22 protein-coding genes are annotated in these 26482 nt (G+C 46.0%); 7 read left to right on the top strand and 15 right to left on the bottom strand.

The annotated features are described in order from the left end of the window. Positions 1 to 27: 27 nt before the first annotated feature. The 4 genes from H8K55_RS10525 (at position 28) to H8K55_RS10540 (ending at position 7975) form a co-directional block, all read left to right on the top strand. Positions 28 to 1725, top strand: coding sequence for a DUF1800 domain-containing protein (locus H8K55_RS10525; RefSeq protein ID WP_222612444.1), 1698 nt, complete (start codon positions 28 to 30; stop codon positions 1723 to 1725). Then, positions 1722 to 3077: a DUF1501 domain-containing protein gene (locus H8K55_RS10530; RefSeq protein ID WP_186942066.1), complete on the top strand. Its 1356-nt coding sequence runs from the start codon at positions 1722 to 1724 to the stop codon at positions 3075 to 3077. The genes H8K55_RS10525 and H8K55_RS10530 overlap by 4 nt, the downstream gene beginning before the upstream one ends. A gap of 12 nt (positions 3078 to 3089) precedes the next feature. Then, positions 3090 to 6251, top strand: coding sequence for a DUF4214 domain-containing protein (locus tag H8K55_RS10535; protein WP_186942067.1), 3162 nt, complete (start codon positions 3090 to 3092; stop codon positions 6249 to 6251). A gap of 332 nt (positions 6252 to 6583) precedes the next feature. After that, positions 6584 to 7975, top strand: coding sequence for an amino acid permease (locus H8K55_RS10540; protein WP_186942068.1), 1392 nt, complete (start codon positions 6584 to 6586; stop codon positions 7973 to 7975). 35 nt (positions 7976 to 8010) lie between these two features. Here the strand turns inward: H8K55_RS10540 and H8K55_RS10545 are convergent, their stop codons facing one another. The 6 genes from H8K55_RS10545 to H8K55_RS10570 form a co-directional block, all read right to left on the bottom strand. Next, complete coding sequence (locus H8K55_RS10545; RefSeq protein WP_186942069.1) at positions 8011 to 9309, bottom strand: type II toxin-antitoxin system HipA family toxin; 1299 nt, start codon at positions 9307 to 9309, stop codon at positions 8011 to 8013. Then, the gene (locus H8K55_RS10550; RefSeq protein ID WP_329605021.1) at positions 9309 to 9911 is read right to left on the bottom strand and encodes a helix-turn-helix domain-containing protein; all 603 of its coding nucleotides are present in this window, start codon (positions 9909 to 9911) and stop codon (positions 9309 to 9311) included. Before H8K55_RS10550 ends, H8K55_RS10545 begins: the two co-directional genes overlap by 1 nt. 319 nt (positions 9912 to 10230) lie before the next feature. Then, the gene (locus H8K55_RS10555) at positions 10231 to 11274 is read right to left on the bottom strand and encodes an oxidoreductase (protein WP_186942071.1); all 1044 of its coding nucleotides are present in this window, start codon (positions 11272 to 11274) and stop codon (positions 10231 to 10233) included. A gap of 57 nt (positions 11275 to 11331) precedes the next feature. Further along, on the bottom strand, positions 11332 to 12897 hold the full coding sequence (locus tag H8K55_RS10560; protein ID WP_186942072.1) for a S41 family peptidase: 1566 nt from the start codon (positions 12895 to 12897) through the stop codon (positions 11332 to 11334). A gap of 106 nt (positions 12898 to 13003) precedes the next feature. Next, a complete protein-coding gene (locus H8K55_RS10565) occupies positions 13004 to 14233 on the bottom strand; it encodes an MFS transporter (protein ID WP_186942073.1) in 1230 nt (409 codons plus the stop codon). Between the two features lie 149 nt (positions 14234 to 14382). Then, positions 14383 to 15156 carry a helix-turn-helix domain-containing protein gene (locus tag H8K55_RS10570; protein WP_186942074.1) on the bottom strand — a complete coding sequence of 258 codons (774 nt, stop codon included), beginning with the start codon at positions 15154 to 15156 and terminating at the stop codon, positions 14383 to 14385. Between the two features lie 212 nt (positions 15157 to 15368). On the opposite strand from H8K55_RS10570, the gene H8K55_RS10575 reads away from it, so the two are divergent. Then, positions 15369 to 16118, top strand: a complete 750-nt coding sequence (locus H8K55_RS10575) for a hypothetical protein (RefSeq protein WP_186942075.1) — start codon at positions 15369 to 15371, stop codon at positions 16116 to 16118. Between the two features lie 119 nt (positions 16119 to 16237). Here the strand turns inward: H8K55_RS10575 and H8K55_RS10580 are convergent, their stop codons facing one another. Both H8K55_RS10580 and H8K55_RS10585 read right to left on the bottom strand, forming a co-directional pair. After that, entirely contained in the window at positions 16238 to 17980 is a 1743-nt protein-coding gene (locus H8K55_RS10580; RefSeq protein ID WP_186942076.1) for a DUF4214 domain-containing protein, read from the bottom strand. A 92-nt stretch (positions 17981 to 18072) separates the two neighbouring features. Beyond that, complete coding sequence (locus H8K55_RS10585; protein WP_186942077.1) at positions 18073 to 18693, bottom strand: TetR/AcrR family transcriptional regulator; 621 nt, start codon at positions 18691 to 18693, stop codon at positions 18073 to 18075. A 114-nt stretch (positions 18694 to 18807) separates the two neighbouring features. Here H8K55_RS10585 and H8K55_RS10590 point away from each other — a divergent pair, with 114 nt between their 5' ends. Beyond that, entirely contained in the window at positions 18808 to 19932 is a 1125-nt protein-coding gene (locus H8K55_RS10590) for an MBL fold metallo-hydrolase (protein WP_186942078.1), read from the top strand. A 227-nt stretch (positions 19933 to 20159) separates the two neighbouring features. Here the strand turns inward: H8K55_RS10590 and H8K55_RS10595 are convergent, their stop codons facing one another. From H8K55_RS10595 to H8K55_RS10620, 6 genes are all read right to left on the bottom strand, one after another. Next, a complete protein-coding gene (locus H8K55_RS10595; RefSeq protein ID WP_186942079.1) occupies positions 20160 to 20366 on the bottom strand; it encodes a hypothetical protein in 207 nt (68 codons plus the stop codon). Between the two features lie 205 nt (positions 20367 to 20571). Continuing rightward, positions 20572 to 21225, bottom strand: coding sequence for a hypothetical protein (locus H8K55_RS10600; RefSeq protein ID WP_186942080.1), 654 nt, complete (start codon positions 21223 to 21225; stop codon positions 20572 to 20574). Between the two features lie 177 nt (positions 21226 to 21402). Next, a complete protein-coding gene (locus tag H8K55_RS10605; RefSeq protein WP_186942081.1) occupies positions 21403 to 22038 on the bottom strand; it encodes a hypothetical protein in 636 nt (211 codons plus the stop codon). Between the two features lie 145 nt (positions 22039 to 22183). Then, positions 22184 to 22576, bottom strand: a complete 393-nt coding sequence (locus tag H8K55_RS10610) for a hypothetical protein (RefSeq protein ID WP_186942082.1) — start codon at positions 22574 to 22576, stop codon at positions 22184 to 22186. 54 nt (positions 22577 to 22630) lie between these two features. Next, positions 22631 to 23374 (bottom strand): AAA family ATPase, encoded by a 744-nt coding sequence (locus tag H8K55_RS10615; RefSeq protein WP_186942083.1) that lies wholly within the window; start codon positions 23372 to 23374, stop codon positions 22631 to 22633. 125 nt (positions 23375 to 23499) lie between these two features. Then, on the bottom strand, positions 23500 to 23934 hold the full coding sequence (locus H8K55_RS10620) for a DUF1493 family protein (protein ID WP_186942084.1): 435 nt from the start codon (positions 23932 to 23934) through the stop codon (positions 23500 to 23502). Positions 23935 to 24435: 501 nt separating this feature from the next. Between H8K55_RS10620 and H8K55_RS10625 the strand changes: the two genes are divergently transcribed. Then, entirely contained in the window at positions 24436 to 25362 is a 927-nt protein-coding gene (locus H8K55_RS10625) for a phytanoyl-CoA dioxygenase family protein (protein WP_186942085.1), read from the top strand. A 654-nt stretch (positions 25363 to 26016) separates the two neighbouring features. On the opposite strand, the gene H8K55_RS22040 is transcribed toward H8K55_RS10625, so the two are convergent. Continuing rightward, positions 26017 to 26421: an excalibur calcium-binding domain-containing protein gene (locus H8K55_RS22040; RefSeq protein ID WP_222612445.1), complete on the bottom strand. Its 405-nt coding sequence runs from the start codon at positions 26419 to 26421 to the stop codon at positions 26017 to 26019. Positions 26422 to 26482 lie beyond the last annotated feature (61 nt).

The following is a 26482-nucleotide window of genomic DNA, read 5'->3' on the forward strand; positions in this document are numbered from 1 at the left end:
TTTTTACCTACTAACCGAGCATGTACAATGAATAACCGATCGCTTATTTTTATCCGGCCTCTTTCCTATTTTTGCGTGATGCTCTTGTGTGTCGGATTGATGAGCTGTGGTCAACGTGCGCGCCTCGATGAAACAACTTCCAAAACTTCTACAGGTCAGGTTAGCAATAAACCGAGTACTACAGTCACCTATTACGCGGCAGCCCGATTCGCCGATCAAGTCAGTTTTGGCGCGACGCCGGCATTGATCGATGAGATTTCCAAATTAGGTTTTGAGGGCTGGATAGATGCGCAAATGGCGCTGCCAGTGACAAACAGCGCTATCCCGCGCAGTTATTTGAATTATAAAGAGACCGACAATGCGGCAGTCAGCGCGCTCGATAATTACACCCATGAAGTGTATTGGCAGCGTGTGCTTGGTGCTCCTGATCAGTTACGCCAACGAGTCGCATGGGCCATATTTGAATTTATCCCGACCTCACAAGGGCAGTCGAATGGCCGCTACGAATACTACAACTTGCTGATTAGCCGCGCTTTCGATAATTACGGCACGCTATTACACGATGTCAGTATCCATCCCATGATGGGGTTTTTCCTCAACAATGAATTAAATCGCCCGAGTTCGCCACAGTGCCTAGGTTGTGCGCCTAACGAAAATTATGCACGCGAATTGATGCAATTGTTTTCTCTAGGTGTGGTGCAGCTCAACACCGACGGCAGCACCAAACGAGATGCACAAGGCAAGCCGCTTGAAACCTATACGCAGAAAGATGTCGAAGAGTTAGCGCGTGCTTTAACAGGCTGGCGCCAACCGCCAAACAATACAGGATTGCCTGATTATGCCTGGCCGCATTTCGGTACGCCTATGCTGCCAGAGTCTCAGGCGTTTTTCCATGATAGTGGTGCAAAGATCGTTTTAGGTACGCCATTAGCGGCGGGCATGAATGCCGCAGTAGAATTAAATGCGGTCATCGCGATATTAATGAAACATCCGAATATCGCTCCTTTCATCAGTTTGCGCCTGATTCAACATCTCGTTACTAGCAATCCCAGTCCAGAATATTTGACACGTATTGCCACCGTATTTCGTAACAATGGCAACGGTGTAACTGGCGATTTAAAAGCGGTGGTACGCGCCATACTTTTAGACCCCGAAGCTCGTGCTGGCGATCAAATCGGATCGAGTCCGAATCAATTTGGGAAATTGCGTGAACCCGTGCAGTGGATGTCTGCAATGATGCGTGGCATGAATTGCAAACAGCCGTTTCACTCACCGCCCTATGAAGGCGTGAAATGGGTCCTTGAACCGCAAAATCAAAACGCGACTTACCCTCCGAATGTTTTTTCCTTTTACCAGGCAGGGGACCGTGCTCCTGGTAGTAATTTGTTGGCGCCTGAACAGAAATTATTAAATACGATTGAATTCACTAGTCGGATAGGCGGCTTAGAATGGACATTGCTAAATAAGAATAATAGTGCGGCAGCAGATAATTATGCGAACTCTGGATGCGAGGTGGCGGCGCTTGGCAAAGCATTTTCTCAATCGCCAAAGGCTATCCTTGATTTGATTAGTCAACGCTGGTTCCGCGGTGCTATGCCCCCAACCTTGAGGGCGAATTTACAGTCACTTATTAACGGCGAAAGAAATTGGAACTCACCTGAGGAAGGTGCCCTAATTATATTGCAGGTCGCCTTAAGCAGTCCCTACTTTGGAGTGATCAAATGAATCGTAGAAATTTTCTAAAGGCGGGCGGCATCCCGCTCCTTGCGGGGCTCGGTGGTGTAAGCCTGTTGTCAGGCTTAGAGAGTAGTCTGGCTGCCGATAGCGGTGATTACAAAGCCTTGGTATGTCTATTTTTGAGTGGCGGTAACGACGGTCATAACACCTTAATACCGACCGATGCAGCCTATACAGATTATAGTAATGCACGCCCCATACTCGCTTTACCAAAAGACTCTCTGATTCGTCTGGATGGCAATAGTGCAGGGCATAGTTTCGGCTTACATCCGGGATTGTCGCCGCTCGCTACACTCTATAATAAAAAACGATTAGCATGGATCGCGAATGCGGGTTTGCTGATTGTGCCATCAACCGGTGAGCAGGTAATTAATCGTTCAGTGCCGATTCCCCCTTTTTTACAATCCCACAGTGATGCGACAGCCTTGCAACAAGGCTGGGACGGTGATGCGGATGTGAGTGGCTGGGCTGGGCGTACGCTTGAACAGCTACCTTCGGGCTTTTCTAATCGACTAAGAGCGGTCACGATGAGCAATAATCGAACCTTTGTTTTAGGGCGTCGATCATCAGTGTCCTTTATGTCCCCAAATGGTGCGCGCTATTGGGGGCGCGCTGATTTGGCACAACCACAAAGCTATTGGTCACAATCACTCAATAATATGGCGCGCTCGCAATTTGCCAATCAATATGAAGCCGAGTATGCCAGAACCTTTAACGAAAGCGTTTCTGAATCTACTATTCTCACGCAAGTTTTCTTAGCAGCAAAACCGCCAGCGGCGAATTTTGGATCCGACGAGTTAGCCAACAAATTGAGTGCCTTGGCGTCGGTTCTGCCCGTCTTTAAATCTATGGGATACAAACGTCAAATTTTCTTGGTCGAGTGGGGTGGTTTTGATACGCATTACGGTCAACGTGGCAATGATAGTCGCACCCAAGATGCACAACTCGATATCGTTGGACGCGCCGTCGCCGCCTTTGATCAGGCAAATATTGCGGCGGGTATGGATTTGAATGTGACTACGCTGATGATGAGTGAATTTGGACGTACTTTGCGTCCCGCATCTGGTGCCGGATCGGATCATGCCTGGGGTAATAATTGGTTTGTGATGGGCGGCGCAGTTGCTGGCGGCCAAGTGATAGGGCAATTATCGTCTTATATTTTGGGCGGCGTAGACGATGCCGATCCTGGTCGTGGTGGACGCATGGTTCCCTCTACCAGTACTGATCAAGTTGGCGCCACGGTCATGCAATGGCTAGGTTTGCCGAGCAGTCAATTCAATACTGTTTTTCCGAATTTGGTGAACTTCCCCAAAAAGAATTTGAATTTTATGCTGAGCTAATAGGAATTCGATATGGCTGATTTCAATTTAACCGACAGCGATGATACCTACGTACAACCGATAGAAAAAAAAGACAGCTACGACAATATTTTCGGTAAAAAAGGCAACGACATTATTCGTGCCTATGGCGGTAACCTGATCGGTGGTCCGGGTAATGATACGCTTGAACTTATCATTGCTCCGAATGAACCTTGGCGCAGCGTTACCGCAGCCTATTGGGATGGGGCGCCTGGAAAAGTCATCGTAGATTTGGAAGCAGGTTGGGCGCAAGATGGCTGGGGTGGGACTGATACCTTGATCGGTGTACAGAACGTCGCAGGAAGCTGGAATGACAACGAGCTCTATGGTTCGTCGAAAGACAATACATTCTTTGTAGGTGGCGGTAAAACGATAGTTGATGGCAGAGGCGGTTATGATGCGATCTATATGCCAGGATTTAGCAGCACGCCACCAGTCTGGAGCGACTTCAATATCAAAGTGAGCATCGACGGTTTAAGTGCGGTGATCACCAGCCCCGGGCATAATAATTTTTTGATGAACATTAGTAATGTTGAAGTTCTTCAGATCTGGACTGGAACTAATAACGACACACGCTTACTCAGCAGTTTTATTAATCCGCAAGACCTCGCCATTGATGGCTTGGTGCAAGGTTTAAGCAATCGCTGGAATGTGAGTAGTGCAGTTGGTAGCGCCGTAGAAGTCACTTACAGTTTCGTGTTGCAAGCACCAGCCAATGGCGTTGGTGCCAACCAGTTTCATGCGTTCTCTGCGGCAGAACAAAATGCAGTACGCGAAATCTTGCTCAGTATCAGCCAAGCATCCGGGTTGAGCTTTAGAGAAGTCAGTGAAGCCAATGGTTCGTCCGGCAGCATACGTTTTGGTGCCAGTCAACAGACAGATACTAAGGGCGTGACCAATTTCCCTGCACAAAATAGTGAAACTGCTGGTGATGTGTGGATGGATCTCGATTCGCTCATCAATCTGGCACCAGGCTCGGAAGGCTATGCCGCTTTATTGCACGAGATCGGTCATGCTTTAGGATTGCGACATACACGCAATGTCGACGCGAACGATCACTATGCACAACAAATCATGACGGAATACGATCTCACCAGTTTGACTGTGATGTCGCAAAATGCTTCGTCTGATGGCCTATTCCCATCCACCTTTGGTGCTCTTGATATTACCGCCTTGCGCTACCTGTATGGCAGCAAGCCAGTACATAGCGGTAACGACACTTATCAATTTAGTGGCATACAATTTCTGTCAGAAACCACACTGATTGACGATGGAGGGACGGATACGCTCGACGCCTCGCTTTCTAAAATCGGGGTTTCTTTAGATCTTGTGCCGGGTCATTTAAGCAGCGTTGGCGTCACGGCAAACGGCATTCTAGCCACGAACAATTTAGCGCTTGCATTAGGCAGCAATATTGAAAATGCGGTAGGCACAGCTTTCGATGATGTCTTGTTAGGAAATGATCTCGACAATCAACTCACCGGTGGAAAAGGTAATGATTGGATCGATGGAGGTAAAGGAAAAGACACGGCGATCTTCGTAGGCGCACGTAGCGATTATCTGATCAGCACAGGCTTTGGCAATACCTTCATCACGGCGCGTGATGGCACTAGTGGTTTTGATACCTTACTCAATATTGAATCGCTGCGATTTAATGACCAATCACTTATCCTCGGTAGCGCCGCGCTGGGCTCGGATATAGAAATAGACATGGATCAAGGCTTGAGTGCTAGTGGACAATTGCCCGATCCCAGTGATCTCAGCCGAGGACTGGTGAGCTATCAAATAAAATCTCTACCAGCACATGGCGAGTTGACGCTGAATAGTGCCGGTAACTTTGTCTATACACCGAATCCTGTTTTTAGTTCTACTGATAGCTTCTCCTACACGCTCAGCGACGGTAAGAATAATACTAATGTTTACATGGCCTTTATTAATGTCCATGCTGTTGTCCCGACATTACCATATAGCCTGCTGCCCGATACGACGAAAGTCGATGAAGGAGGCAGTGTTAACTATTATTTGTACACCAATGGCATTACAGCGGGCACCGTCGTTCATTACAAGCTAAGTGGTGTTAGCGCTGCCGATATCACGGGTGGTGCACTGACTGGCAGTATCACCATCGATGCTAGTGGCACGACAAAATTCTCTGTAGGTTTGGTGGCAGATCTACTCACCGAAGGTGCAGAGACACTGATTACCAGCATCAGCCTAACACCGGGTGGTGTGGCGCTTTCTACAGCTATTGGCGTCACTATCAATGACAGTTCACGCACCTTACCGCTGCAGATAGAAGGCACTGCGAATGGTGAACAATTAACGGGTGGTGCTGGCGATGACATCATTAATGCGAATGCTGGTAACGACACGATCACCGGTGCCGCAGGCAACGATGTGATAGACGGTGGTGCTGGAATTGACCTGGCCATGTTCAGTGGTAATCTCAACACTTATCATCTCACTCATAGTGGCGCTAATTACACGGTGCAAGCGAAAACGGGCAGCGATGGAAGCGATACGATAAAGAATGTTGAATCGCTCAAGTTCAATGATTTTACGGTCAACCTGACGATACAAAATTTAGCTGCCAGCGCGCCGCAAGCGAATGTGCAACGCTTGATGGAATTGTACGTCGCCTTTTTTAATCGTGTTCCAGATGCCGAAGGTTTGGCGTATTGGATAGGGCAAATGAATGCCGGTCAGAAAATTAATCAGATCGCAGAAACTTTCTATAACGCAGGCATACAATATTCTGACTTGACAGGTTTTTCGGCAAGCATGAGCAACACGGATTTTATTAATGTCGTCTATAAAAATGTATTAGGACGCACCAGCGGCGCGGATCAGGGCGGGCTCGATTATTGGAATGGACAACTATCCAGCGGCAAGGCGACGCATGGTTCGCTGGTATCCGATATTTTGACTGCGGCACATAATTTTAAAGGTGATGCGACATGGGGTTGGGTCGCCAATTTATTAGACAACAAAATCCTCGTCGCTAAAACTTTCGCGATAGATTGGGGACTTTCCTATAACACGGCAAACGAGTCCATCGTCAAAGGCATGGCAATTGCAGCAGCTGTTACGTCGACTAGTACGGTCGATGCTTTAACTTTGGTGGGAATTGCTGCTGCGGATATGAGTTTGCTGTGAATGGATGGTTAGACGATATCAACAGACATGAGCAGATTTAGGCAATTGAGACAGCTTGCAAAGCTCCACAAAAGAGGATGCAATGCTTGCTCACTGAATTCATCGATCTGTTCATTAATACGCTCATCTAGTAGTCGCTAAGCAGTTCACCAATAAGTTCACTAAGCAGTTCATCATGAAATTCGCCATCGCGCTAATTCATTATTCTTCGCTGCAAAAAGGCGTTTGATCAATCCACACCACACTCCGGGCGCATACTTCTGCTGTGAGTGTGCCATCGTTCTATAATGCTTCACTACACTTCCATAACAACAGCGTGCTCAAGGACGATTATGCAGAAAAATAATGACAGCAATTTCGATCAGATCGTCGCGCGCGAACAAGGATTACAGCGTAGTCTAAGTGGTAAACAAATGTCGATGCTGGCGATAGGTGGTGCGATTGGTACGGGTTTGTTTTTGGGCAGCGGGTTTGCGATTAGCTTTGCTGGCCCTAGTGTTTTAGTGAGTTATGCCATCGGTGCTTTGATCGCTTTGCTCTTGATTGCTTGTCTTGCGGAGATGACAGTCGCGCATCCGACCTCGGGATCGTTTGGCGCATTTGCCGAACATTATGTGAGCCCTTGGGCGGGCTTCGTTGTGCGTTATTCTTATTGGGCGGCGAATGTGTTGGTGATCGGTACCGAGGTCACGGCGATTGCTTTGTATATGCAATACTGGTTGCCCGATTCGCCGGCATGGTTGTGGATCGCTTTATTTTCCGCCAGCTTGGTCTTTGCGAATGCCTTGAGTGTGCACGTATTTGGGACTATAGAATATTGGTTTTCGACGATCAAAATTATCGCGATTGTGGTGTTCATAGTGCTTGGTTCGTGGATGGTTTTTTTCGCACCAGAACACTCCGCGCAAAATACGATAGACTTCGCCAATTGCACACAGTACGCCGGCTTTTTTCCTAAAGGTTTGACTGGCATGTGGCTGGCGGTGATCGTCGCGCTGTTTAGTTATCTCAGTATAGAAATGATCGCCGTTGCAGCAGGTGAGGCCAAAGACCCAGAGCAAGCCATTACACGCGCTTTTCGTTCGGCATTGGTTCGCTTAGTCGTGTTCTATCTATGGACCTTGATTTTGGTGTTGGCGATCGTGCCGTGGACACAAGCGGGGCAGGGCAAGAGTCCCTTCGTTACTGCGATGGAGGCCGCACATATTCCTGGTGCAGCAGGCGTGATTAATTTTGTGATTCTGGTTGCTGCTTTATCGGCGATGAATAGTCAGCTTTATACTGCAACGCGCATGATGTTTAGCCTGTCACGTGCTGGTTTTGCGCCCGCAGTATTTGGCAAATTAAATCGTCAAGGTGTACCTATGCACGCTCTATTTTTATCGTGTGCCGGAATTGCGGTCGCTGGCGTCTTGAGTGTCCTATATCCTAAGTCATCTTTTGTGCTGATGATGGCAATCTGTATGTTCGGTGCGATGTTCGCGTGGTTCATGATTTTCGTCACGCATTGGATGTTTCGTAGATACTGGGATAAACACAATAAGCCTAAGCTGCCATTTCGTATGTGGGGTTTTCCGTGGTTGACTTTACTCGGTGCGGGGCTGATGCTGGCCTTGATGATTACGACGGCGTTCACAGAAGAATTCAAAATGACATTGGCGACGGGCGTGCCATTTTTGATTTTGCTTAGCGTTTTGTATTTTGTTTGGTATCGCGAGCGTTGATATTTATGTGCTCAATTTGATGGAAGTATTTTTCACTATGTCTTTATGAGTTTCTTGATGTGAGCGTGAGTATTGAAGTGCTGCAAAAGCATACTCTTCTGCTGATCAGAAATGAGGGAACTGGAAATCATAGCAGGCCAATTTTGGATCGCGAGCATTACTACGTTTCTTAATATGGCTTTGATAAAGTTCTCAGGGATGCTCCAGTAATTTGCTAAAGATCTTACTACGCTGGGAGTGATAAGTCGTCGCTGTGTGTCTTGAGGTAAAAAGCGCATGCCGTGGCCTTGACCGTGAAGATAAGCAGAGTAGGCTACGATGTCATACGCAGGAGAGAGGGTGCATGAGCATCCATCGCCTGCGTATAAAAGGCTGAAATTTTTTGCGTGGGCATCGAAGTTACCAATTAACTCGTTGACCATGATCCGGCGTAGCAGTTGTTCAATATCACCCATCGGATTTGCAGATCGGGCTAGGAGTACTAGGCCAATTTCCAGATAACTGCCTTTATATTTTGACTCTGGATCGAGGCCGAGAACTTGCGCAAAATCTTCCATGTGTAATCGCTTGCTAGGCGTCTCCACATCGCGATCAAACCGATGTACCAACAAAAACTGACGCGCATCGTCATTCATGGTGAAGGGTAAATTTCCTGCAATCGCGGATAAGGGCAACAACTCTGTTTTACACGTATTCACCCCCGCAGCGTGCGCTAGCGCAAGAGATAGATTTTCCACTTCTGGTAATCCTGCATAATTTGATGCAGGTAACTTTCCTATGAAATGTAAACCGGATTGATTTTTAGATCGCATCACATAGCGACCCTGACTATCGTTAATCAAGGATATCTTAGGCTGTACGCCCGAAAGTGATGTAGCCTCAGGTGTGGGAAGCTGATAGCTACTCATCTCGTAGGCGTCCAGGTCTTGCGTCAACAATCGGCCTAGTGATTTTTCCGTCAGCTCTTCATGTATTGCCACAACATTACCAGGTAAGTCTGTGCCACAAAAAGCGAGTAAGCCTAATTCATCATCGGGGCTAATTTTGGCTTCGCTCATCAAATGACTTCGTAAAACACCTTCTGGCAGTAAGTTGCGAAAAAAAACAGGCAACCGATTGTCTGTTCCTGCATTGACTTTGAGATGACGATCTAGCAGAACCGAGGTGGTGTCTACATCATCCGCACCTAAGTATTGAATGGACAAAATTGGCCGTTGCGGATTCTTCGCATATGCTTCGTCGAAACGAAAGTAGCTGTAGCCGTTGTCGAGTCCAAATAAAGAACCTATTTTGAGATCACCTAATAAAATCTGTAAGCAGCGTATACCAGACATTATTTCTTCTCTTTCTGAGGTTTCGTTGCTGCATCAGCTGTGCGCTTGCTAAGACTACGTGGCTTGGGAGTTGTATCTTTAAACTGTTTTTGAATCGAAGTTTGCGGATTGTTTATGCGATATTGCGTTATCGGACTCGCAACGGCAGCAAGGTGCTGTTCAAGCGTTGTTGAAGAGCTTTGATTTATTGTGTCATCGAATTGCGATGCTAATGTTTCTGCCACGGGAGAACTGAGGCCAGCGAAAGTTTCACGCAGATTGTGTAAGGTGCTGGCTTCAGTTAGCTTTTGGTATAGGCTTGAGGCGCTATTTTCTATTTGGGATTTGGACTTCAACAGCTTATAAAGCGGTGTCTCGTTGCGCATCTCGTTAGGCTTGGGAATGTCGGTTTCATGTTCTGGGATCAATTGAATTGCCAGCTTTAATACATGGCAAATACTGATCAAGGTATTTAGCTCAACATTGCCACGTCCAGCTTCGAGATTGGCGATCGTATTTCTGTTTAAACCGCTTTTTGCCGCAAGTTCAATGATGCTCATCTGTGCCAAGATGCGTGCATCGTGTATCGCACTGCCAATAGAAAGAAGGGAAGTCATGTGCATACTATAATAAGCTTTTAAACATAATGCTTATTATAATATGCTTTTATGGCTTTGCAAGTTATCGAATTATGCAATCTATAATAAGCATTTAAGTATAATGCTTATTATAGCTTGCATAAAATGGAGCGCAATCCGTGTGCAGTTGGATTTTTGGGGGAGAATGGTGTTGATATCAGGCCAAGCCTCACTTTTGCCTTTGTGTGGGGCGAATTAGTAAGGTACGATTTGCAAAGCTGAGTTTGATATGGAACCTGTAAGGGGGATCTGATACCGGTCATATTGTCATCTACGAACGTCAGGCTGCCCACTGATTTGCAAATCAGTGATGCAGTCGAATTAAGCGACCTTCTCTAGCACTGAGCATACCAGCCTCCAACAACTGCATCACTTGCAAAGCCTCAGTCGCAGGCACTGGATTGGGGGCACCGTGCAAAATTGCGTCACGTATAGCGGCGTAATAACGCGTATAGTCGCCGCGTTCGTTTGCTACCTGTGAGTGTTGCATCCAGGTGCCGCGCATGACATCGAGTCTGCCCATGGTTTCATCCACGCCCCAATCTTTGGCGTCCGGTCGTACACCTGCTTTTAGTGCATCTTCTTGGGGATCGATACCTTCTTTGGTGTAACTGCCTTTGGTGCCGTGAATGATAAAGCGCGGACTTTCGTGCGCCACCAGCATACTGGCATGCAGTATCATGCGTAATTCACCGTAACCGAGCACCGCGTGAAACCAGTCATCCGCTAATGCGCCATCGCGTTGTAGGACGCGGTCTACGTAGATAGTCTGCGGCATGCCGAACAGGCAGATAGCTTGATCGAGTAGATGCGGACCCAAGTCATACCACAATCCACTACCAAGGCCAGCACCTTCGCGCCAGCGTTGCCGGACTTCTGGACGAAAACGGTCGAAGTGCGATTCGAAATGCGTGATGCGTCCAAGCTGGCCTGACGCCAATAATTTTTGTACTGTCAAAAAATCTGCGACCCAACGCCGATTGTGAAATACCGATAATAATTTTTGTGCCGCATCGGCATGTGCAATCAAATCATGCGCTTCAGCGGTATCCAGCGTAAAGGGCTTATCCACCACCACATGCTTGCCTGCTGTCAAAGCCTTTACGGCTAACGCATGATGTGTCTCGTTCGGTGTCGGGATCACCACTAGATCAATATCGGTGCGCGCGATGAGTTCTTCGGGTGTGCTACATACCTGCAGTTGTGGCCAGTCCGCGTGAACTTTGGTGGCATTGCTACTAGAAATAGCGACCAATTTCAATCCCGGCACCGCATTGATCAACGGCGCGTGAAAGGTCGCTGTAGCGTAGCCATAACCGAGAATACCGACTTTAAGTGTTGAGGACATAGGGACGAACTCTTTCGGATAAATTTGCTTGATAAATCGTGTTAAAAAGATCGAAACTTAGCGCGGTTTCTTGCTAGCCAGATCGCTTTCAATCACTTTCAAAAACGTGGCAGTAGACCAATTGATGTCAGTCACTGGAATCGCCGGCATATAAAACACACCCGCACCGCGAGGGCGATTGACATACATCTTGTTCGGAATAATTACGGTCGCTAAACCCGAAGGTAATTTCTTTTGACGCACTTCCATATAGGTCGAATCCGCGGAACTCGGTGCGCCGATTAATTTTGTGTTGTCAAATCGGGTGAACACATCCAGCGCATCGAGACATGCACTCGCACATTGCCCTGGTACGATTACATACACAGGTTTGTTGAACGCTGGAGGATCATTAGCTAAATCGCGTTTGGCTTCTTCAGGCGTCAATGTCGTTTCGTCGCTAGCGTCTTTTGTATTCATATAATAAGTATCGCCACGCGCCAAAGCCTGTTGCATACCGACCTGAACTTTGCCAAATTCTGCAGCCGCTTCTACCTGCTTTTCTTGTTTTAAGGTCTCCACCATGTCTGCCAGATAAGCGGTATTTGCCTTGGAACTACGCCACCATACTTCCTGTTTTTGCGCAAAAGCTTGTAAGCGTCGATTGACTCGGTCATTACCCCACAATGCGCGTGCGAATTGCTTGCTCCACGTCGACGATCCACCTTGATTGTGGCGCAAATCGATGACGATAGCATCGCTATCCAAATAGCGTTGACGTTGTGCTTCGATATCGGCGGTCAGTGTGCGATAAGCGTCGCGCTCTTTTTCGTTCGGCTGAAAGCTCGGCATCGCAACCCAAAAGAGTCGCGGGCGAGGTTCAGTCATGCCCACTGCTAATTCATCACCGTTATAACTTTCGTTGCGCCACTTGTTGAAATTGTCGTTAGTTAATTGCCATTGCAAAGTCTTGGAAAACGTCCTGCGTTCATGTGCAAACTGGCAGCGTTTTGGTCGTGTAATAAACGGATTGCCCACGTCATAAAATATCGCACGAGGCAGCACCCACCACGCGCCCGGTTCACTGGCAATACCGCGAAACGCAAATAAATTCTTCATCACCAAATCACGCGTCTTGACACCATCGCAGCTAAGTACTTTTGCGCCAGATTCAGGCCCACCAGCCTCGCTGGCATACACATACAAACTGTCACCACGCCACACCGTGATAAAACCAGGCCAGCGCAGTGGAGGTAAATCTGTTTCAGTTAAATTCGTGTAAGCACCCGCATGACCATCCTGCAAACTCACATTAAAACGTTCAATCGCGGCCTTATAGCCAGCCGCATTTGTCACCTTCGCTGCCAGGGCTAAACCACGCTCTTTGGCTCGCTGCAGATTTTTGCGGAAGTTCGGATTTTGCGCGTCATAGACACCGGGATGATTATCGTAAGTTTCTTGATAAGCGATCTTGATATCGTTGCGCGCAGCCGCAGACCATGCCGCTGGTGAATTCGGTAAGGCCTTATACGCTTGATCTGAATTGGTATCGGTGCTACGCGCACTTACCAGAGAGGACAGCGCGAGTGCCGAGAAAAACAGCACGCCGCGCAGATGTGCAGATGATTTTGGGATGGCAGACATTGAGATCTATTTGCTTGAATGAGTTTGCATGAACTCAAATTATAAGCGGAGAGCTAATATTTTCTAAATGCCTATTTACTTCTGCCATGCAAAGCGAACTTGGAAATCAGGCAGCGTTCTTTTGAATATTTAAGTACATACGATGTACCAGATAGATACACATCGCGAATATGCCGATCACTACATAACCCAAAATGTCAAAATGCTGCAAAGGGCTGCTGGTTGTTGGCTGGAAGACGATCATGCCCGCAATGATCGATCCCGCGCCGCCCGCAATCTGTTGTAGTGAAGAAGAAATACTCATGTAGGCACCGCGGTCTTCTTGTTTTGGCACCATGGTATTTAATGCCATCACGGGCGACATCCTGCTCATGATTGCTGCGAATAGCAGCATATTAATGGCAATGACTAACCATAGCGGTGAGACCGATAAATGCGTATAGATCGTCACCATAATGGCCGCTGCACACGACCCAAAAACGAAGAGGCGATAACGATCAAATTTGTCACTAAGTTTACCGACAATAGGCATCACGACTAAGGACGACAAGCCCGTACACAAAAATACGATAGGTAAATTATCGTAAGAAATGTGGACATTATTGACCAAGAATACCGTGCTAAATGGCATCAATATAAACCCACCCACTGCTAAGAACATGATGGCCAAAAAGCCGGTTTGGTATTGTTTCTTGTTGACGGTATGCCACAAATGCAAGAAGGGGTTTTTGTCGCTTTGTTTTTGTAAATGTGCATTGATAGGTTCAAACAGAAACACAATCCCGATCAACATCAATACGGACAGGACAACAATAAAAATAAAGCTACTGTTCCAACCAAACTTATTACTGATAAAAATGCCGAGTGGGACGCCGAGAATTTGACTCACCGCAAATCCCATTTGTACTCCACTCATGGCACGCCCCCGCAATTGCGGCGCAAACAGATCAGCGATGATGGTAAAAATAGCGGAGCTGGTGACGCCTGCAAAGATGCCAGTGATAATTCTGGATGCCAAAATCTCGACGTAGGTCGTCGATAGACCGCACAGTAAAGTGCCGATGATAAAGCCAGTGAAAAAAACTAATAAAACTCTCTTTCTATCGTATTTATCGACAAATCCTGCGACGGCAATGCCAGAGATCGCCGCACTGAAAGCATACGAAGACACAACAAGACCAAATTGCTCGGTACTGATGCTCAAGGTTTTCATCAAAATGTCGCCAATAGGCGCGATGATCATAAAATCTAAAATAATAGCGAACTGGATGAAAGCCAGGCTCAGCATAATAATTTTTTGGTAGGTACTAAAGCTTGTACTGATTTCTTGCTTCATGGAGTTTCCTGATGTGGGGGTCTTGCTTTCAGTGACTTTGAATGAAAGCTGTTCCGAATTGTTCTAATTGTTTTGTTGGCTTAAATTGTTGGTTCAAATCGGTAGTTCAAATTGCCGGTTCAAATTTTATAGGCTAAGCAAGTTTACCTTCAGTCTCTCTCGGACAATTGTACAAATCGGTCATCTTCATTTTTGAATAACTCTTTGGGGGTGTGACCTGAGTATTTTTTGATGGTTTTAATGAAGTGCGATTGATCAGAGAATTCGCTTTCGGGAAAGAGCTTGCCTTCTTTGATATGTTGAAAACTAGATCTGAATTTTAAAATGGTGCAATAGGTCTTCAGTGACAGTCCGAACCATTCATTGAAGTAACGATTGATCTGCCGACTACTCCAATTAGCCGCCTCAGCTATTTGTTTAACGCTGGCGGATCCCTTGCTTGCGTAAATCAGATCAAACATCGCTAACTTTCTGGCGTCGAGCTTGGCGCTCATGCGTTGAGCGCTGACAAGCTGCGAAAGTTTGTCAATAAGCTTGTCATTAAGTTTTTGGCAAAAACGAGGAAAATCTTCAAGATCGCTTTTTGACATTTCCCAAAAATCATCTGGCAATTGCCCGCGACTATTTAAGATAGGCGCAATACTTGTATTGAGTAGGTACTCAACCGCCGCTAGCCGGAAGCTGACTGCAAACATGACAGAGTGCGCGGGTATCGCGGTATAGAAAGCTTGCTGCTCTAATCCGGCGAGACTGATGTGGAAAGGGATGTCGTCAGAATAGCGGAAGTGAATATCGACTCTGCCATCGGGCATGACGACGATATCCTTGCCTTGCTCAGAGCGATTAACAACCATCCAATAACTCTCAACAAATCGAGACAATGAGGCATCAGGCTGAGCGACGGTGTACTCGATGTGAGGCATGGAAACGTCTTTGAATAATTGGTGGTGGTTTGATCATTTGGTCTTCGCGCTGGGTTAACGATATCACAGGATTCAATTAAGGCTCCTCGCGCCTATCTATTTGTCTTCATTGTTCTTTTGATTACATATATCTTACAAAACGACTCCGCCCAACGGGTTTGCTGATTTCGATTATGATCATACATCTGTTAATTCATAGACGAAGGCCAAAGATGCGCTACTCCACCAAGCTAGTAAGAACAATGCTGTTAGCAATCTGCATCGGCTTTAGCCTTTCTCTTTCCGCATCGGCGCAATCCAACTCCTCGACCAAAGAAATCCTTACAGCAAAACCCGTTCATTGGGGACTGCATGGCATGTTGATTTTCGGTGATAAGAACGATTTGTATGCCTCGCATCTACCGATGTTTCATGCACCACATGATAGACAGGTCATCTTTCGCTTTCACTTTAGCGACAAAAAAATTGATGCGAAAGTCAAAAAACATTTCGCAGAAAAGCAAGAACTTTGGACCTTAGAACCAGAAGAATTTGACTTGGATCGCTTGCAAACAAACACAGCAAATGCGCTAAAAAAATTTACTGGAAAATTAGTTCAAGGTCACTTTGAACGCGGCGGAAAGCAACGTTATGCAATGCAGACAGTGCTAGTCGATGAAGTACTAGTGTTCAATCGGCTCACGCCAAATGAAACTACAAAAGGTGAAGGCATTTATTATGTAATAGGGCAGGGGAGTACACAATTTCTGATGAAGAAAATTGACCGGCAACCCGATTTTGATGTGCTGATGAGCGTCAAGAATGCAGACAAATCTGAGCGTAAGTTAAATCAAATAGTCGTCACCACCCAAGACCTGACATTGCCCAAGAAAGGCGCAATAACGACGGCATTGCAACAGCAATTGGGCAAGCATTGGCGGTCTGGAGATGTCATTTATTTTGAGACCGAGGATTTGAAATAAATTTTGTCAGTCTTTATTCACAACTGCGCACAACTGCCCACAACTGCCCACGACTACTCACGACTATCTATGACTATTTACGACCAGTGCGTGCTATGAAATCACTGCGCCTTACGGTTCTAGTTAGGGAACTTAAACATCACTGTTTCCGCCATAGGATCACCGCTAGCTGATCTAAATCCATCACTCATAAATTGAATGGTGCCACCAGGTGTGTAGCTGATAAACTCAATTACAAAAGTCTTGCGGTCGGCTGTCCAATAGGATGATTTTGGAACATAGTCGCCCGTGGCTACAAAACCAGGGCCCATCACCCGATCAAAGCTGATTGTGATCTTGGGATCCGTTCCGGCGGTGAAGGTCGGGCCACTGATGATTTTACTAAAACCCGGTGTGCCAGATTGTGGCAAACGGAAGATAAATGGCATGTTCATTGCAACATTAGCAGTCGAGATGAAACCAGGCTGGCCATCGTTGCGAACGCCGCTAAGGGTTACGTCACTGCCAGGAATAAAATCGCTAAACTCGATCACAAAACTTCGCTTATCGGATTTCCAATACATTGCTTTCGCGTTAAAACTGCCTTCCACTGCGTAACTTGCTTGCATCGCACTATCAAACTTGAATTCTAATGTCGGCGTCGCACCTGAGGTGAACTGTGGGATGCTGGCGATTACAGGGGGATCTAACAATTGAGACGCACTTTTAGGAAAGTAGAAGACAATATCTTCACTGATGGGGATGTGTTCGGCTGAACTAAATGCAGGCTGACCGGTAACGCCAGTGCCAAAAAATGTTACTCGCCCATTTGCCTCGTACGCTTCCATTTCGATAAAGAAGGTGCGTTTATCACTGCGCCATCCCGATGATTTATGTGTATATGCCCCCTCTGTGCGGAAGCTTTCATCCATATCCATATCGAAAGTTAATTCCAGCAAGGATGGTGAGCCTATCGTCAACTTGGGTTCACCCACTAATTGCGGTGGCGACTTACGCATGTCGGCTGCAAAGCCGACGACTTTGAACAAGTCTTTTGCCACTGTGATATTCGTGGGAGTGACTGCATTGGCGATTGCCATGGTTTTGATAATAGATTCTTGCCCACTGACATAGGTCAGACCTTGTGTGATTGCGAAGTCGGCGGCAACTGTGTATTTGTTGTCGAGTAGTTGGGGAACCCAGCCAAATTGGGGATGATTGGTGAATTGATGCGCGACGTCGAGAATGGTGAGAATTAAACCACCTTTGCTGGTTTTGCCCGTATTGAGTTCACCGGCCCAATAAGCAACATCTTCTTCTGGCGGTGCGGTTGGTCCTGAACGCCCTAGCACGTTTTTATAAATAATCTTAACGAAGTCAGCATTGCTCATTTGAGCGGTATAGCCAGTTTGTTCGCTATATAAGATTGCAGCGCCATAAAAAATATCAGCAATTTCCTTTATCGATTTTCCAGCACGCTTTTCGTTGATCCAATAGCTTAAACCTTCGGCATCAGGTACGCGATTAAAAAAAGCCACGTACAGCTCAACTAATATCTTGAGTTCGTTTGCAGGAATGCTTGTGCTTAAGGCCTGCATATTCGTGTTGAGTTTAAGATCTGAAAATTTAAACACGGTGGTGCTCAAAGGATGCAGTGCCGTCACGCCACTTTGCTTATTTTTTATTTGAAACTGCGTCGCGGTTTGGGTGATTAGATAATCAGTCCGCTGCCCACTGAGCTCTACTACATTATCTGCTACCGGTGGCGATGCTGGCGTCATGGATAAGCCAGCGCGGGATTCGTGTGTTTCACCACCACAGGCAACCAACAGAAGGAGTAAGGCATAGCAGGTGAGGATGCGAGGCGAGAATGATAGTTTCATATCGGCGGTGTGAGTTAAAGTACTAAGAACGGGCGCACGAAAAGATGCATGATGAAATAAAAAATATTAAGAAAATTATTTTTTTCATTATCTTAGCATGCGTGCTTTTTTTCGTAATACGTCAAAAACATGTCCGCCGTCAGTTGTATAACTTTTTTCTGTTGTGCATCTGTGAGCAGCGGCTGTCCCATAGCGATTTGCGGCCAGAAGGCTAGGGATTTTAATTGACCTTGCAGCATATCGCCCATCAAGATTGCATCGCCAGCTTTGAGTTTTTTGTCAGTTTGTGCTGCTTTGATCCAGGTGACGATACCTTCTTCTCGCTTGTTGAGTTTGTCCACCATGTCGCGCGCGCGCTCTGGCGTGTGTATGGTGGCGGCAACGGCGACGCGGACTAGATCCATGAAGTCTTGGTCGCACATCATTTGCATTTTTTTGTTTAAGAAATCTTGTAGCTGTGTCTTTAGCGTGCGCTCTTTTTGATATGTGAATTCATTTTGTGCCGATGCGCTTTCCCACAAGTGCATCAAAATCGCCGCGAATAAATCTTCTTTGCCGGGAAAGTGGTTGTACACCGTGCGCTTGGAAACTTCTGCCGTGGCAGCAATTTTGTCCATGCTGGTGGCTTCAAAGCCGTTACTGCGAAACTCAGCAATAGCAGCTTGCAAAATCGCAATACGTTTACGATCGGTTTGGCGGAGAGGCGTGGACATGGCTTTCAATCAAGATTTAAGAAATTACACAAATTTTACACTAAGTAGTTTACTTTCTTAAAGTTTGAAACTACACTGTGTAGTGTACTTTTTAATTGGTGAAGGAGTTTTCCTATGACTGTTCGCCGCGACCCTCATTCTGTTTTAGCATCCGATCAGAAAGCATCAACAAAAGTGACGCCTGCCAAATTCAAAAATGCACATGCCTTGCGCGAACCAGGCTTTTTAAAGACCTTGGGAATCGCCTTTAAATTCTTCTTTAGCAAACCAAAGAATACCGAACCTGCAGGTAGTATTCCGGTGATGGAATTAACACGTGAAGAATTGTTAACCGCACCAGACAACACTTTGTATCGCTTGGGGCACTCGACTTTGTTGATGAAGATGCAGGGCGTGTTTTGGTTAACCGATCCCGTGTTTTCTGAACGCGCTTCGCCGTTTCAATGGATGGGACCTAAGCGCTTTCATCATGCGCCAATCAGCATCGCCGACTTGCCACCGATTAAGGCAGTGATCCTGTCGCATGATCACTACGATCATTTAGATCACGCCGCTATTTTGCAACTCGCCGATAAAGTGGAGCACTTCATTACGCCAACTGGTGTTGGAGACAGGTTGATCGCTTGGGGCCTTCCTGCGGAAAAAATTCAGCAATTAGCGTGGTGGCAAAGCACTTCAATTAAAGGTCTTGAAAATGCAGTGGAACTGGTGGCGACGCCAGCGCAACATTTTTCAGGACGTAGTTTGCGTGATCGTGATCAAACTTTATGGGCTTCATGGACTATCTTAAATCAAGATCAGCGCATTTTCTTTAGCGGCGATTCGGGTTACTTCACGGGCTTTAAAGAGATCGGTGACAAATACGGCCCTTTTGATTTGACCTTGATTGAAACCGGCGCTTACGACAAGCAATGGCCGGACGTGCATATGCAACCGGAAGAAAGCTTGCAAGCGCATCTGGATTTGCGCGGCAAACGTTTGCTACCCATTCACAATGGCACTTTTGATCTGGCACTGCACGCATGGCATGAGCCCTTTGATCGTATCGTCGATCTGGCGCAGCGACATCAAGTCAAAATCAGTACGCCTATGATGGGTGAAGCCGTCGATATTGCGGAAGCGCAAGCGGGCCAACGTTGGTGGTTGGAGCAATTGCCCGCAACGCAGGCAACCAATAAAGTAACCAACAAAGCACGGCCTAAAATCGCTTCACTATACTCTGTGATCGCTGAACAATGATTAAGGCTGGGAGCGTGGATTTGCCATCCCCATTTTGATCCAGGACGTGCTTTTTACTTTTTTGAGATGAGGTGTTGCAGCTGCATTTTGTAACAGCACAGCTGCTTACTATGGCCTTGTGGTATTGCGACATTTAAGGCCTTGTCGTCTAAAGGAAAAGGCCGCGTTTCCTCTACTTATTCTGAGTCAATTGGTTAAAATTGTTTTGTAAGAGAACTGCCGATTTTCTATTTTGGCTTGAACCTTTCAATGCGGAAAAATATAAATTTTGCAACCATATCAGAAGAATAAAAGGCAAAAGGTCCACCAATTGCTCCAGTAACAGCTGCCGCAACATCTTTCCAAATACCTTTTGTTTCTCCAAAAAAGTATTTCGATGTCTCAAAAAAAATAATTAAAATGATAAACATATATAAGAATTTGAATATTTTCATTTTTAACTCTTTACCTAGTGCATCAATCGAAAAAGGGGTCAATTAATTCAAACATGAAAAATCCAAGATGATCAACCAAACACGTCAATGAGATTCTTATCTTGCAAATTCAATTTTAATGTCCATGCCATTTTAGAAGGCTGGCATGGCGTTTTTTTGGGAATCTTGTCGCGGTAACGTGCGAGTATATGGTTCGACTATTTGACTACTTGAGCTCACATCCCGTGGAATCTGAAAAGCGCCTAAGAAGTTCTTTTTTTGAATATTTTTCAACAATTTCCGATGGGTCAAACGACACCTTCATTCCCAACGTCCATCCAGCATTTTTACATACGCCATTGTGTGGCACGACTAAGCCAATAACAAGATTTTTCCCCTCATTTTCCCATTTTATAGCGCCAACATTTGTAGAATAGCCTCCATCACAATTCGGAAGTTTATCAATTATCTTGACTGCTTTGTTTGGAAGCTTTAGTCGTTTCAACTTAGAATTCTCGTCTATTTCATATACATAAACATGCCAACCGCCAGACAATCCACCATCGGAGCTGGTAATGACAAATCGTTTTGAGTCTTCTGCCCACAAAACTTCATTGTAATACGGATAGAATTCAATTTCTTTTAGATGAGTAGCTTTGCCATTACTTACAAAGAAAATCCCATCTCTTGAAATCTTCACTGACGATTTTCTATCTTGACTGTAGATGTTTTTAGCCTCATTAGGTTTATCGACATCCCGCTCTAAATTTTTAGCATTTTCGGACCACAGAAAGTCGCAAACCTTGCGCTTTTCAGTTGCAGCACATGCATTGCCAGTAATTAAAATCGCGAATATGAATAGAAAATTTATTTGTCTCATTTAAATTCCAATTATTTGGTAAAGCGTTAACAACGCCGATTTTCTGTAAGGAACACTGCTAAGTCCTCAATTTGGTGTTCCGAATCTTACACAAGAGCACGGATTATGAATTTGCAGCCCTAATGTGATTTCGTAGAAATGAAGTGCAAGTTGTGGTCATCGTATTCGACTGGGATGTCACCACAATTTCCACCACGGTTTGCTTTTCAGAATATTTTCCTGAGGGTTGTCGGGTGTTGCCGGACGCGGAGTTTTTGTTGGCTTGGGCTGTGTAGAGGATCTAGTAGTATGGAATTCTTCAAAACTTTCTTCCTCGAAATCTGATTCATCATGCTTGAAGCCGACTATATCTTGAGCAATTCGTAGAGGTATTTCGAAGAAGTAATCTGTATCGGCTTCTTTGCCCCCGGCATCTTCTTGCTGAGCAGCGTACTCTTGTACGATGGTTGCATAGTCGTCTGGCAAATCACCAGATGATTGTAGATGGTCGATGCTGGTTTGTGCATCGTGCTCAACATGCCAGATTTGTTCGCCGTTTTTCCACAGTGCAGATGTGGATACCATCACGTGTTCTTTGACCATGCAAACGATGACGTCGCAGTTCTTAGAAACTGCTGCCAACGAGATTGCGCTGACCAAAGGATGTTCGATGTCATTGAAGACAACGATGAACCAGCCACTTGGAAGTGAACGGCCTGATATTGGCACTTCAGGGTAGTCAGACATCTTCCCTGTGCGTTTGAGTAATAACTCATCCAATAAGACATCAGGGGTTTTGTTTCGTACAGCAAACCAAGAAATGGAGTAGCCCATAATTATGAAGTCCAACTTGTTTTAAAGTGAAAGAAATCGAAGCTCAACATGCCGATCATGTCAATGAAATTTATTGCAAGAAATTGGAGTCCACTATTTTCCTTCTCATTTTCTAAAGTATCTAGGTTGAATGCGAAATCATAAATCATGTTCCAAGCCCCCAGTATCTTAAGCGTATAAAAAAGCGAAATAGACTAAAACGCGAGAAGAAAGTCGGATGATCACAAACAGACGGATCTAAAAGCGCTAGAATTTTTGGGTCATGCCCCGCATAACGTAAAGCATTCACACAACAGACATTGAGAGCATTGCAGGCGATGACAACTTCTTGGTCTGTTTCGGGTTGACGAATGAAATAGGTGTCAGAACACTCGTCGGAAAAAGAAGCTAATAAGGTCGGAGCTTCCTTCTCTGGCGTGCCGCAAGACATGCATTCGCCACACCACGTGCCATCTTTGAATTGCATGCCAAGTGTGTAGAATGCACCTTCAGCGTTCATGGGAAATCGATGGGGGTGCAGGTAATAGCCGCGTTGCATGGTTTTGATTGGTAAGTGGATTAATCAATATCACTTAAAATGTTTCACACTGAGTTACGCTTCATTTTCATCTGATAGTAGTTGTTGAAGTCGGCGTGGATAATTGTTTAGAAAGTCGCGAGTCACTGAATAGTGTTCGGTATCTTCAAAATTGATTTCTGATACTCCATACCCATCGAACTGAATGATTTTCGCACCTGGGTACGATAGCAAGATAGGTGAATGCGTTGCTATAATGAATTGGGACTCATTTTTAACTAGTTGGTGAATCGCGCTCAATGCGGCAAGTTGCCGATTGGGTGACAGTGCAGCTTCAGGCTCATCCATAAGGTAGAGGCCGCGCCCACGTAATTTGTGGATCAGAAGCGCCATGAAGGACTCACCGTGTGAGCGAGAATGCAATGACTTGTTGTCATAGCCACCCAGGTAACCGACTTCATCCATGTATGTTGCCACATTAAAAAAAGTCTCGGCACGGAGGAAATAGCCATCTCTAGGTTGCCACGGTCCGCGCACTAGCCGCAATGCGGAGTGGAGGGACGACGTTGATTCTGTAGTTTTGAACTGCACATTTTTTGTTCCTCCTTCTGCCCCATAACTCAGAGCGATAGCCAATGCTTCCAAGACGGTAGATTTACCTGCACCGTTCTCACCCACAAAAAAAGTGACATCAGAATGAAACTTTATACTCTCTAGTTCGCGTACTGCTGGAATGCAAAACGGATATGAGTCAAAGTCGAGTTCTGCGTCTGGTCGATACGAGGCCTGGAGCAAGTAGGGTTTTCGGTTAAGTGTCATTGTCTATTTGCAGGTGCTTAATGTTGAACTAAGGGGGAGTGACAAACGGCGCACAAAATGCGAAGTATGCGCCGTTTGTGACTGTCCAGTGACGAGCGAAGCGAGGAAAGATCTTGAGCAATTTGTTAAGCACTTCTCTTATTCCATAACCATGCGATACCGGATACCAACACAAAAAACAGTATGAAAACCTTGTTTAGAAGGAGATCATAGCGGTGATTTGGCAAATTATGCTGTGGATATTCAACAGGCCAATATCCAAGATTTGCCGCCTTCTCCAGTAACGCAGGCGTTACTGGAATGCGTAAGACACGTTGATTGGGAGGCTTAAATATTAGTCCACCGAGATTGAAAAGCCCCTCTTCTGCGTGATGAAAGTACCAAAGATAGGCGTCCATTTTCACATTGAATTTCTCAGCGAAAAAAGACATTAGATCCGAGAAGTCATCGCCTGCAATGCCTAGTTCAATTTCCAAGTCACTATGCGGCTCAATATTACATTTCTCGATACCGACTTCTAACGCAACAAACTCATAAATTTCTTCTATGCTGGTTGTCATGCGAGTGCTTAATTTCTATTAAAGTGAAAGAAACCGAAGTTAACATGCGGATAAATAATCTGCAATAAAGTTCTAAGCTTCTCAAAAGCCGCGTCTTGCCTTGTTCTTTTCTGTTATACCTACTGAAAAAAGGTATAACAGATAGAACTTATATTCTGAACAGGATAATTAGACGTGTAAAACAACGATTGGGATTTGGCTTGTGAATGCGACATCCAATCACGAGAGCTGCGACGCCTCTTACATGCTCATACAAAGTGAACTCAACAGCCTGAAAGCAGGTAATCATCGTTTGTAAAAGGTGGGTGACCCCATTTTTTGCGTGCGAAGTGATTGTGATTTCTGAATTCAGCCTGCGACGTTTGAAAATAGCTGTGGACTGTCCCCAAAAAAATCTTAGCGATGCGATAATTGTATACTTTAACGGCGAATCGCCGCCTTATGCCTTTGTAATTTAGTCGCGAGTGATTTTTGTTTTTTATGAATGGGATGGACAATAGTATGGCGGAGCAAAACAATCAAGGTAGCGAACATGTGATTCAACGTTTTCAGCCGCAGCAGATTGATGCGGCGTTGGCGTATTTTAATGAGCATGGCTATTGCGTGTTCAGCAAGGCTTTTGATCCGGCTTTGGCGAAGGCCTTTTGGGGCGATGTAGGCCATCAGATCGCCCATAACGAGCGATTGAGTTATTCACTCTATGGCAAAATTTACCAGGGACCCAACACGCCACCTGATGGCAAGAAATTACCGCGTATTATCGACATCGAAAGCCATTCCGAACTGGCGCGCGAACTGATTTTGATATCGCCCATTGCCAAATTCCTCCATGCACTTTACGGCTGTCCTGGCACGTGCTTGCAAACGCTTACTTACAAGTTCTCGAGCGAGCAGCGCGCTCATTCGGACAAAGTGCTGGTTAGTCCGCCTTATGTCGGCCCGTATGATCGCGACACGCTGGCTGCTTCTTGGTTGGCACTGGAAGCCTCCAGCGAAGCCAATGGTGCGCTCATCATTTATCCAGGCTCTCACAAACTGCCAAAGCGTAGCTTGTTCGATGGCTTTGAGGAAAGCTACGAAGCCTATACTTGCTGGCTAGATACCTGGTTGCAAGAGAACGGTTTCACGGGTGTGACTTTCCGCGCCGAGCCGGGTGACATCTTGTTTTGGCACGGTGATTTTATCCACGCTGGTGGCGCAATCCAGTCGCCGAGCGATACGCCACCAACACGCAAGAGTTTGGTGTGCCATTATGCCCGTATTCCAGCAGAGCAACCTAGTCTCGATGTGGGTTGGAGTCGTGTCAGTCTTCCCGGCGGCAGCTATTATCAGCGTGTACAGGAATCGGCAGAACAAAAGCCACGTAGTTTCATGCAGAGGATTAAATTCCGCATGGCGTCGTTGGCGCGCAAACCAATCGGCACCTGAATCACCGACTGCAAATCGTGGCTCGTTGCGGAAGCGTCGGGTCCGTTTTTTTGATGCTTGTATCTGGGTTTGCGATGCGATTTGCGATTCATCATGCCGTCGTCATTTATTCCAATCACGCTGTGTCGAAACATATTCATGCCGAATTGCTGGGGCTGTCGAGCTAGTTGTTTTCTAACTTAATTTGACTTATGCGGTTTTCTTGCGCAGCGTTTAGCGACATCACGGTCTCACCTTCGACTGTCTTGTTATGCGTGTCCATATCAACATAATGCAATGCCCTGAAAAATAGCCGATGGCGCAGTACAACAGAACAATCATGAATAGCAACGGCACCATAATTATTGCCGAGCTTCGTACTGATTCAAAAAATAGACTAATCGTGAACGCACTAACACCTAGCGCGGCTATACCGCCAAAATACACTGATGGCTGTGAAATTTTCGCACCACCTATAAGAGCATTAACAATAAATAGGCATGCGATTGAGATGCTGGATAGCCCGCCACTTAGCCAGCATATTGCAAAAAATATGGCGACAGTAGCGATACTAAGTAAGCCAGGACTGTTTCTAATCATTGAAAGTGTCATGAGACTTAACGTCCTCTCGATTGAAGAGTTAGTCCGCACCGCACACCAATCGTTGAAGCGATGCTAGCGAGAGCACCATTGCTTCTCGCAAGGAATTCCATTCTTATCGCCATCCATCTTGGCGCCAGAGCAGTGGGCGAGGAAGTACTTTGCTTCCTCACATGATTTCATTTGAGAGCAATACTGCCGACCATCGCAACTAAAGTTGCCAGGCGAAGCGGTTGGGGCAGAAGCAACTTCTCCTGGGCGTGCTGATGCCGCGGAAGCGGCCGCAGCGCGTCGCTTCTTCTCAGCAGCGTTGAGTTCTTCTAACGTGGGGGGCTTCCGAGCTTGGTTCGAGGGACAAGGCCTCTGTTGATAGGTGACGGCACCATTGATGATGCACTTGTTCATTGGTGCAGCCTCGACGCAAGTGGCAGCTAATACGAGACCAGCAGCTGCCATGAGCAGCGATGATATATTGAACATGATGGTGCAATCTAATAGGGTTTAAAGTGAAAGAAACTGAAGTTAACATGTCGATAAATAA

Origin of the sequence: Affinundibacterium flavidum (assembly GCF_014284175.1) — a bacterium.
GTDB lineage: Bacteria > Pseudomonadota > Gammaproteobacteria > Burkholderiales > Burkholderiaceae_D > Undibacterium > Undibacterium flavidum.